Source organism: Ruegeria sp. BHSA123, assembly GCF_059613425.1.
Map to the genome: position 1 here is coordinate 1 of NZ_JBXWSL010000093.1, position 7,887 is coordinate 7,887.

Annotated in this window: 7 protein-coding genes; 5 read left to right on the top strand and 2 right to left on the bottom strand. The window is 54.5% G+C overall.

The window, feature by feature from the left end:
- Nucleotides 1-216: 216 nt before the first annotated feature.
- Nucleotides 217-894, bottom strand: a complete 678-nt coding sequence (locus AC2FNC_RS19190) for a TetR/AcrR family transcriptional regulator (protein WP_496716316.1) — start codon at nt 892-894, stop codon at nt 217-219.
- Here AC2FNC_RS19190 and AC2FNC_RS19195 point away from each other — a divergent pair.
- Both AC2FNC_RS19195 and AC2FNC_RS19200 read left to right on the top strand, forming a co-directional pair.
- Entirely contained in the window at nt 886-1,359 is a 474-nt protein-coding gene (locus tag AC2FNC_RS19195; RefSeq protein ID WP_480556043.1) for a cupin domain-containing protein, read from the top strand. The genes AC2FNC_RS19190 and AC2FNC_RS19195 overlap by 9 nt on opposite strands.
- A 79-nt stretch (nt 1,360-1,438) precedes the next feature.
- On the top strand, nt 1,439-2,284 hold the full coding sequence (locus AC2FNC_RS19200; protein ID WP_496716317.1) for a class I SAM-dependent methyltransferase: 846 nt from the start codon (nt 1,439-1,441) through the stop codon (nt 2,282-2,284).
- A 675-nt stretch (nt 2,285-2,959) separates the two neighbouring features.
- On the opposite strand, the gene AC2FNC_RS19205 is transcribed toward AC2FNC_RS19200, so the two are convergent.
- Entirely contained in the window at nt 2,960-3,847 is an 888-nt protein-coding gene (locus AC2FNC_RS19205) for a helix-turn-helix domain-containing protein (protein ID WP_496716318.1), read from the bottom strand.
- A 324-nt stretch (nt 3,848-4,171) separates the two neighbouring features.
- On the opposite strand from AC2FNC_RS19205, the gene AC2FNC_RS19210 reads away from it, so the two are divergent.
- The 3 genes from AC2FNC_RS19210 (at nt 4,172) to AC2FNC_RS19220 (ending at nt 7,653) form a co-directional block, all read left to right on the top strand.
- Entirely contained in the window at nt 4,172-5,605 is a 1,434-nt protein-coding gene (locus AC2FNC_RS19210) for an amidohydrolase family protein (protein ID WP_209503344.1), read from the top strand.
- Between the two features lie 105 nt (nt 5,606-5,710).
- The gene (locus AC2FNC_RS19215; protein ID WP_496716320.1) at nt 5,711-6,478 is read left to right on the top strand and encodes a DUF3299 domain-containing protein; all 768 of its coding nucleotides are present in this window, start codon (nt 5,711-5,713) and stop codon (nt 6,476-6,478) included.
- Nucleotides 6,479-6,684: 206 nt separating this feature from the next.
- Nucleotides 6,685-7,653, top strand: coding sequence for a carbohydrate porin (locus AC2FNC_RS19220; RefSeq protein ID WP_496716322.1), 969 nt, complete (start codon nt 6,685-6,687; stop codon nt 7,651-7,653).
- Nucleotides 7,654-7,887 lie beyond the last annotated feature (234 nt).

Below are 7,887 nucleotides of genomic sequence, written 5' to 3' on the forward strand. Positions count from 1 at the left end.
TAGACGCCGCCCAGCCTCCCGCGGCTTCCTCCTTGTCAGGTTATTCAACGCGGGCCGGGTTACACACGAACGCCAACGATGCGCCGCGGCCCGCATCGAAAAACCTTCGACATAACCTTCGACATAGCTGTCGTTCGCTGCATTGCAACACGTTTAGCTGAGCATCTGCACAGCTAAAAAGCGCCCATCTAACCGAAATTGCGTTGCTGGCGCGTTTCACACTTTCGGCAGGTACTGGTTAAGCAGAGCGTCCACGAGACCTTCTTGTAGCCGGTACCCCTTTTGCTGATCTACGCGCAGAATATCTTCCAATATCACAAACTGCTCTATGCCTGTTGTCATGGCCAAACGTAGTGTCAGATCTTCGTAATCGCTCAGTTTCATCGAGCTGCAAACGGGTTCAAGGGCCTCTCCAAATGCCGCGACCCTTCTCGCTCCACGCATTTTGACAGTGCCGTCTTGCAGTGATGCCTTCAGCGATTCAGCCAGAAACTGGCGAAAGAAAGCCTCATGTTTGCGGGAGAAATCCAGATAGTAGCGCGCAACCGCGTGCACACGGTTGCGTACATCCTCAAGTCCTTCCAGCAATTCTGCGGTCGGCATCACCTCTATGTCGAGGGTCGCGTCGAGGGCCAACACACCGGGATCGGAAAAGTACCGGTATACCGTTGCCCGACCGGTTTTCGCGCGCTCTGCTACTTTGGCAAGCGTCACATTTTCCCCCTCTGACATAAGCTCACGTGCCGCCGCCAGCAACGCCTCTCTAGTCCTGTTCTTTTGATTGGTTCGAGGGGCCACACCGATGTTCCTTAATGATAAACTTGTCTCATGAGTGGATATGTGTATCATAAAGGTACATTCATCGAAGTAAAGGGAGTCGTTGAAATGACGCAATCTCGCCCTCGCACATATCACCTTCTAGGGAACCTTCTGAAATTCCACGCATTTCCAGCCGAAACCGGAGATCGCTGTACAATCGTTGAAATCAAGACCGCCCCGGGTGCCGGCGCGCCCCCCAATCATCACGCTGGCGAAGATGAGAGTTTCTATGTGCTCGAAGGCGAGTTTGAGTTTTTCCTAAACGGCGAGACAAAAAAGGTAAGCAGTGGCGATTTCGTGAAAGTCCCCGATGGCGCGGTGCACGCGTTTACTTGTATTGGGAAAACTCCAGGTCGCTTGCTATGCATCAACGCTCCGGGAGCTATGCATGATACATTCTTCACCGAAGCGGGCGAAGCAATGCCGGACGGCACAACGGATATTCCTGCACCCGATGGGCCACCCGACATTCCGGCGATCATGGCGGTGGCGGAAAAGGCCGGCATGACGATCCTGGCCCCTGAAGACGCACCCGCTTGAAGCAACCTAAGCCACGCGCTCAAGTCTGGGCGGTAAGCTGACATATTATCCCTGCTGATATATCCTGCCATCATCACTTTTGGGAGGCTATGTCATAACGAACCTGAAAGAGGTCGCCCAACACTATCATTCAGGACATCTGCTTAAACGCATCTCTGACGGCTGCGCGGCGCTGGATCTGACACCACCGATTGCGCACGACGCACTCGCTCCGGTGGACGAATTTCATATTGGTGGCCGTCGTGCAACTGAACCGTTTGTTAAGTCGCTACAGCTTTCCAAGGGTAGTCGCGTCCTGGACCTCGGCTGTGGTCTGGGAGGCCCAGCCCGCTTTGTCGCTGCAACGACAGGAGCTCATGTCACCGGCATCGACCTGACGCCCGAATTTGTAGAAACCGGGCGCGCTTTGACCGAGTGGACGGGATTGAATGACAAGATTGAATTGGTTGTAGGCAGCGTGCTCGAGTTGCCTTTTGAGGACGCATCAATGGACGCGGCCTACATGATCCACGTCGGCATGAATATCGCCGATAAAACTGGGATCGCGCGAGAAGCAGCGCGGGTTCTCAAGCCTGGCGGCATCTTTGCGATCTACGATGTGATGCAGGTCGGAAGCGGACAAATGGATTACCCGGCGCCTTGGGCATCATCTCGTGAACTAAGCGCGTTGGACCCGCCTGAAACCTATGAGGCGGCCTTAAAATCGGTGGGGTTTGAGGTTGGGGAACGCATTGACCGTACAGCGTTTGCTAAACAGTTCTTCGCTGATCTTGCTGCCGCACAAAGCCAGGCCGACGGTCCCCCGCCACTCGGGCTACATCTCATCATGGGCGATGACACCGCGCTGAAAGTACGTCACATGGTGCACAACATTGAGAGCGGTTTGATCGCACCGATTGAGTTGCACGCGCGGCTGCATAGCTAGCGGCGGCTCTCGAGCAGTTCGTGTCTTTTTGAAGTGGCCGCTTTGGCTCACTGCTGCCGTCGGATGCGGCGCGGCATCTCGTGTCGAAGCCCGCATGTATGCTTCAGGGATCGGCCCACTCCTGACGTTGCCGATGTCGCCAAGCGCTGCGGCGCAGCTTCACCAGACCGGATTTTCGCCGCACTGCCGAAATGCTGCCCCGCTCGAACTCACAGATCGCGGACTTTTCCGTCGTTGCCTGTCCGGGTGTTTGCTTGCGCACCATCTGCTCACAGGCGCGGCACGTCTATCATTGCGATGCAGCGCACTTCACCGAACCGGTCATTCGGATGCGGTATATTGGCTCAATCCGAAACCGATCCTTCGCTGCATCCCTTTTCGGCAATCAACACCGGGGCAAACAAGCCAATTGTTTGCGATAGACGAGTGGCTGCTTTTGTTTCCAATTACTCCCGTCGTCAGCACTAGCTGTGGAAACGCGTTGTATGTTTGATCAGCTTGAGAGCAGAAAAAACTCGCAAGTTATATTTTTCCTAAAAGCCAAATTGCAGTTCCAACATCGAGCATGCAGAGCCCACATTTGGTACAAACTCAATTGCTACATTCAGCCCAAAGAGTCTTAACTCATTGGCAACCAACGAAATTGCAGATCTTGCTTGCAGAGATGTTTTGAGTTTAGACGCCTCTCCTGAATTGAGATGGTGTCATTCCTGTGCTTCTGATGAAAGCTCGCGTGAAATGCGCCTGGTTGGAGTAACCCAAGGATTTCGATATCTCAAATATCGTTAACTCTGGCACCTTTAGCATGTTTATTGCGGCTTTTGTCCGTTCCCGGGACAGAATTTCAGAAAAGCTGGTCCCTTCATTTTGAAGATCGCGCTGCAGGTGACGGTCACTCAGGCCAAGCAACCGCGCAATGAATTGCAGAGACAAGCGAGAATCGTGGAGGTAGGTGCAGACCAGCGCGGCAATGGCGCGCGTCGTGGGAACCATCTGATCATGCGTGGCAGGATCGGGCAAAATGACGGCCTCTGAAACCATTTCCCCGCGTTCGATGTGGATTTCCGTGACCGGCTGAGCAAACCGAAGTCTTGCTTCCGCGGATTGGGCAAGCCATTCGAGGTCGAGGTGATGATCCGACTGTAGGTTCAGCCTCTTCGGAGCCCAGGACGGCCCCAGTGCACTCCGGACGGTTTCTAGCATGAGTTGAAGAACATAAAGTTCAACCTGCCGGACCTGCTCGCGATCGCCAACAATGGCGTTGCGGCCGAAAACCAGACCATTCCAGGCCGGGCGAACAAAGAAATCGGCTCTGCTGTATTCCAGCTTTGCCATATTGCAGAAGGTGGCCAAGCGATCGATAAGTGTTTTCTGATCATAAAGTTGCCGCAGGGCACCATGCATCTGCACGCTGGAAACGGATCCGGCATCAAAGCCGATGTCGAATTTTCCGGTACTCGTTGCGGCTTTGCTTGCGATTGTCCAGAGTTGGTGCTCCGCGATCATCAACTCCGGTTCTTGCATCATACGTTCGTCGATATCGACAGCTTGCAGGAGTTTCATTGGGTCACAGCCAGCGTCTTCGCAGGCAATTGCGAAGTTCAGCGCGTACCTAAGTTTTACGACTGCGACCAACACCTTCCACCATTATCGGAGCGCACACGACGCAGTATCGCAAGGCATTTACCATTTTGCGACCGCAAATTTACCATTTCATCCTAAAACCGGAATACTGTTAGGTGGCCTCTTTCGCACCTAGTACGCTTTTAGTGCGAGGAGCTAACATTGCCGCCTATGATTATTCTGTGCGCGAGGCACAAAAAAAGTAATTGATGATCGGCCGAGGCTCCCACATGCCGAAACAAGACCAGGGGAGTCCGACAAATCATGTCCAAGACAATAACCGCAACGGCGGTCGTTGCAGTGCTAGCGATCGCGTCACCTGCGGCTTCGCAGGATAATACGCCGCCGCCGATCCTGTTCACCAATGTCGATGTGTTCGACGGGTTCGGCCCGGATCTGATCGAGGATGCCAACGTGCTCGTCGAGGGCAACGTCATAACTCAGGTCTCCACCGATCCGATCGAGGTAGAGGGCGCCTTCGTCATCGAAGCAACTGGAAAAGTGATGACGCCCGGTCTGATCGATATGCACCAACACGTGATGCTCAACGCGCCCGAAGGCACAGCAGCCTATCAGACCCGCTGGGACGGCGCGGCTGGTGGAGCAATTGCCATCCAATACATGAACGATCACATGCTGATGAAGGGGATCACGACGGTTCGGGACATCGCCGGCGATCCGCTGGATGTCGCCAAGGCCATCGATATGGGCCTCATTCGCGGACCGCGGGTATATTCCTCCGGTGGCGCCATTGGCCAGACTGGCGGTCACAGTGACTGGGCGGGAAGGAACGTACCGCCCCACATACTCGAAAACGGTTTGGATATGGCGCAGGCGACCGGCAACACTTGGGTGGTCGACGGAGTGGATGATGTTACGCTTGCTGCGCGTCTAAACTTGCGCCGGGGAGCGGCTTTTCTCAAGGTCATGGGCGGCGGAGGAGTTGCAAGCGAGTTCGATCCGCTCGAGATTCTTGGGCTCGCCGAGGACGAGGTTGCCCGGGCAGTCGAAATCGCACGTGACAACGGCACTTATGTGGCCGTGCATGCGTACCACGACGAAAGCTACGAGAGGCACCTGAGGCTCGGTACCCGCTCTTTCGAACATGGCTTCCTGATCTCCGAGGACATGGTGAAGAAAATGGTCGCAAAATACAATGAAACCAAGGACATTGTCTGGAGCTTCCAGTGCTTTATGAGCGTCAAGTCCTTCGGTAGCTATGATTCCATGCCGGCATTCTTCACACATGAACAGAAGCTCAAGGGCGTAGCGGCCGGCGAAGGCGTGCGCCGGATGTCCAAGTGGATGAATGAGTACGGCATGTTCATTGTGGGGGGGTCGGACATGTTCAGCCCTGGACTGGTCGAGAAGATCAAGGAGGACATCACCTGCAACGTCGATGCGGGTTTCAGCCCTGCGCAGGCCTTGAAGCACTGGACCGGCAACGCGGGGATCGTGCTCAAGTGGTCTGGTCCAAAAGACCCCTATCCGACCTATAACCTGGGCCAGATCGCGCCTGACAGCTATGCCGACATCCTGATCTGGGACGGCAACCCGCTTGAGGACATCAACCTGATCCTGGATGAGAGCAAGCTGCAACTCGTGATGAAGGATGGCCGCGCCTACAAGAACACCATGGTCGATACCGACAGCATTATGTACCGGCCAGCGGTTCGGGAACCAGCTGTTTATCCATAAACATTTGAATTGGGTGGTCTGATGTACACGAACACGCTGACCCGATGATCCTGCGGGGCGGTTTTCTACCTCGGCCGCCCCGCGAAACACTTTTTGGAGAAAGAGATGCATCGTTTGCTGACTATGAGCATTCTGACGCTGTTTGTTCCGCTCGCCGCGCCCGCTTCGGCTGAGCAGATCGCCTGGCAGGATCTGATCGATCCGTCGGCACAAACCTATGAGGATCCTTTTGAGGATTTGAACTATCAACAGATCGAATCCTTGCGGGCGATCGTACGAAACAGGGAGCTGCTGAACGACGCCACTCTCAGCGAGGCTCAGATGGCCGACGGTGCCGCAAAAATCAATGCGGCACTTGAGGAACTGTCTGAAGACGGGATTGATGCAGATTGGCTGATCGACCAACGCTGGACCGTCGCCGACCGGCGCAAGAAAGCAGCAACAGCGGCTAATCCGAACCTTGATGGTCAAATCGTTACATTGGCGGGTTACGCTATCCCAGCGCCTTTCGAAGCGGACGGGACCACTGTCGTCTACCTCGTTCCCATACGCGGCATGTGCAGCCATACCCCACCGCCAAACGCCAATCAGATGATCCGGGCGCGAGTTTTTGACGACTGGAGCCCCAGCACTATGCACGAACCGGTGCGGCTGACAGGCAAACTGTCAATTGAAGAAACAAATTACACTTTCCGCATCGTAGACGGCAATGTGCCAATGAGCTCCAGCTATGTTTTGGAGGTCTCGCAGACTGAAACGATGCGAGATCTGATGACCAGCACGCCAACAACAAATGATTGGGCGGCATCGATTGCTGATCGCATCCTTGCAGCGGGTCATCGCAAGACCGGCGGGGCAAAGGCGTCTGAATGATAAGACTTCTCGTTGTCACATTGAGTGTTGCGGTTGCTGGCGCTGCCTCGGCGCAAGGACTGTCTGGGCCTTCTTCGGTCGAGGCTGATCTACAGCCCGGAGATGGACTGACCGACCCACAGTACCGTTCCGATTTTCCACGCAACATCGCTCCGGGTTGGTTTCAGTGGAAAGACCGGCTGGCTGAGGGTGGGTTTCGGTTCAACGTGGATTACTTGGCATTGGGCCAAACCACGAATGCTGATTTGGGAACTGGTGAAGCCGCAAGTGGAATCGCTCGTTTCTACGGAAGTTGGCAGGCAACTGAACGGGGTTCCCTGACATTCAAGATTGAAAACCGGCACAGCTATACCGATGTTGCCCCACAGTTTCTCGGGCTGGATGGCGGAGCGCTTTCGATCACTGGGACGGCCTTCAACGATAATGGTTTGTTATTGACCAACCTGTTCTGGACCCAAAGGGCCGAGAACGGTTCGTGGACGCTGCAAGTCGGGCAGATTGATGTAACCGACTTTGTGGATATTTACGGGTTGGTAAGCCCCTACAGTGGTTTCCAAAACCTGTCCTTCAACACCAACCCGACGATTAACACGCCCAACCAAGGCATTGGCATTGCCGGTGGGGTAAAGCTGAGCGATAACCTTTACGCCGTCGCGAGCGTCTCAGACGCAAATGCCGACCCGTCTGATCCAAACTTTAATGTGTTCAGCGATGGTAATTTATTCAAATCACTCGAACTCGGCTACACTTCTGGCTTTGATCGCATCTACTTCGACAATATCCATCTGACCCTCTGGCATGCGGACGCGGCTGATGATGGTAGCCGTCCAGAAGATTACGGCGCCGCGTTTTCTGCTGCATGGTTTGTTGACAATAAGTGGATGCCATTCTTTCGGGCAGGGGCCTCAAAAGGGACAGCAGCACTCTATGATCGGTCCATTTCTGCCGGTGTCGGCTATTACGGTCGCAATACCGATTTGGCCGGGCTGGGTCTGAACTGGGCTGAGGCAAGAGGCATAGACGGCGATCAGTTCACGCTTGAAGCATTCTATCGCTTTTCAATCTCACCCGGGCTGCAGATCACGCCTTCGATACAATTCATCTCCAACCCGCTTCTGAACCCTGACCAGGATAGCATTACTCTGTTTGGTTTAAGAACCCGGATTGTTTTCTAGCACGGGGTGATCGCACTCGGAAAAGATTTGTGTCAAAGGGCGATTGAGGTAGAACAACAGGACTTTGCAAAGTCCGCTTTTTCTGCGCGTAGCAGTCAATCAGGCCATCTTCAGCAAATGACCGCAAAGAGCCGATATTGTTGAAAAACAACGTGTTGCTGGCGCAGAGAGAGGCGTACCGAACTGAGCGCGAGTGCCTTTCTTGTCAGGCTTTGCTCGTTTGCTGCGGTGCGG

What these genes read in the sequence shown, in the direction of transcription:
- AC2FNC_RS19210 (WP_209503344.1), top strand. Translation starts at nt 4,172, where the DNA reads ATGTCCAAGACAATAACCGCAACGGCGGTCGTTGCAGTGCTAGCGATC.
- AC2FNC_RS19195 (WP_480556043.1), top strand. Translation starts at nt 886, where the DNA reads ATGACGCAATCTCGCCCTCGCACATATCACCTTCTAGGGAACCTTCTG.
- AC2FNC_RS19215 (WP_496716320.1), top strand. Translation starts at nt 5,711, where the DNA reads ATGCATCGTTTGCTGACTATGAGCATTCTGACGCTGTTTGTTCCGCTC.
- AC2FNC_RS19205 (WP_496716318.1), bottom strand. Translation starts at nt 3,847, where the DNA reads ATGAAACTCCTGCAAGCTGTCGATATCGACGAACGTATGATGCAAGAA.